Origin of the sequence: uncultured Clostridium sp. (assembly GCF_934754915.1) — a bacterium.
GTDB lineage: Bacteria > Bacillota > Clostridia > Clostridiales > Clostridiaceae > Clostridium.
Genome location: NZ_CAKVKB010000322.1, coordinates 1 through 1888 on the forward strand (window position 1 = coordinate 1; position 1888 = coordinate 1888).

Annotated in this window: 3 protein-coding genes; all 3 read left to right on the forward strand. The window is 27.7% G+C overall.

Annotated features, from left to right (window positions below):
* Positions 1-257: 257 nt before the first annotated feature.
* The 3 genes from Q0F58_RS19350 to Q0F58_RS19360 all read left to right on the forward strand — a co-directional run bounded on the left by Q0F58_RS19350 (position 258) and on the right by Q0F58_RS19360 (position 1635).
* Entirely contained in the window at positions 258-437 is a 180-nt protein-coding gene (locus tag Q0F58_RS19350) for a hypothetical protein (RefSeq protein ID WP_294379706.1), read from the forward strand.
* A complete protein-coding gene (locus Q0F58_RS19355; RefSeq protein ID WP_294379707.1) occupies positions 427-867 on the forward strand; it encodes a xanthine dehydrogenase in 441 nt (146 codons plus the stop codon). The genes Q0F58_RS19350 and Q0F58_RS19355 overlap by 11 nt, the downstream gene beginning before the upstream one ends.
* Positions 868-1206: 339 nt before the next feature.
* On the forward strand, positions 1207-1635 hold the full coding sequence (locus Q0F58_RS19360; protein WP_294379709.1) for a helix-turn-helix domain-containing protein: 429 nt from the start codon (positions 1207-1209) through the stop codon (positions 1633-1635).
* Positions 1636-1888 lie beyond the last annotated feature (253 nt).

Here is a 1888-nt window from a genome sequence, read left to right on the forward strand (position 1 = left end):
TGCTGAAAGTGTAACTTGTAACCATTTTTGTAACCCAAATGTAACCGAGCAAATGCGCACCGTTAAGCCATTTTTATATATATAGTTACATAGTTACATAAATATAAATATATATATTATATATATAAGATATATACGTGTTATATAAAGTTGTACACATAGAATTTAGAAAGTGTAACTTTTGTAACTTGTACTTAAACCATTGATATTACTAGTGTTAAGTGGTTACAAATAAAATGTAACCTAGATAAAAAGAGGTGATTAACATAAAAATTGATATGCTGCAGATAAAAAGAGATAGAGTTACAGAAATTAAAAAGCAGATTCTTATTAATGTAAAAAAGAAGTATTGGACAAAAGTTTATGAATTAAGAACAGAGCAAAGACAATTAGAATCTGAAATCAAACATATGGAGGAAATTAGATTTGGAAGATAAGTTTAAATTAACTGAAAAACATTTATATGGATATAAAGATATAGATAAGTTAAATAAACTTACAGATATAAAAATAAAGCAATTATTGAATGATGTATCTGTAAAAGCAATTTCATATGATGAAAAGTCAGCTCAAACTAATGCTTTTCATTCTTCAGTAGAAGATGAAGTTATAAAACGTGATGAGCATATTAGAAGTAAGATAGATCAGTTAAGAAAAGAAAAAGAAAATAGGATCATTGAGAAAGAACTTATTGATAATGCACTTGAATTATTAGAATCAGAAGAAAGAAAACTTGTAGAGCTTAGATATTTTAGTAAGGATAAATTAAGTTGGACTAGCATTGCATTTAAATTAAATATAAGCCAGGACACATGCATAAGAATGAGAAGAAAGATTATATATGAATTAAGTAATTGGATTAATTAATTTTTACTTAAAACATACTTATTTGTTAATTAAAATATAAGTCTAAGTTAGTTATTTCAATGCTTCTACAGGTAATATAATGGTATTGTTGAAAGAGTTAATTAAGACAGCAGTAATTACTCTTTCAATTAATTCTTGCCCTCTCATTTAAATTAACCCCCAATATATTAAAGCAGCTATGTTATTTATTTAATGTAGTTGCTTTTTTATAAGTTAATTTAAAAGCGATTTAAGACTGTTAATTTGTTTAACGATAAAATTATACATTGAATATAGTTAAGTCTTGTCTATGGGGCGAATAAGTGTATTGTAGATTGTAGTATTGTAGGAGGTGACATTATGGATTCAATTATTATAACAGTTCAACAAGATAAAATGATAGATATGATTCTTTCAGGTGAGAATATATCAGACATTGCAAGAAAATTAAATGTTGCAAGATCAACAATTTACGAATGGAAAAGAAAACCTAATATCACGGCTGAGCTGGAAGCCCGTAGAAGTGAACTTAAAAAGACAGCACAAGATAAAATAACCAATGATGTTTGCACCTACATTGATAATATGAAACAAATGGCGTGCCAAAAGACCGATCAGAGGGTTAGATATCAAGCTAATAAGTTCTTAATAGAACAATGTTTAGGTAAGGCTACAACTAGCATAGAGAATAAGAACAATTCTACTGGCAACGATGATGATGATAAGGATATAAATACATTAAAGAATGAACTTGATGACATCAAAAATCTTAAAGTTGTTGGGAAATAATTAGAGAAGTTTTGAATAGTATTACTTAACTTCTATTGGAAAAACTCCATATTTTATTAAAAGTCTGACCTTTGCAAAAAGCGAAATTGTAATAAATGGCATGGTTGAGCCATTTGCATTTTTTAAAACTCTTCAGAAAATTAGGATTTTACGAAGAGTTCACTCTTATTAATGGTATTTAGTTTGGGAAATGTTCTTAATTTGAACATGGGGGGTGGATTCTAAATCTGAACATAGTCAATATGGCGTCGGC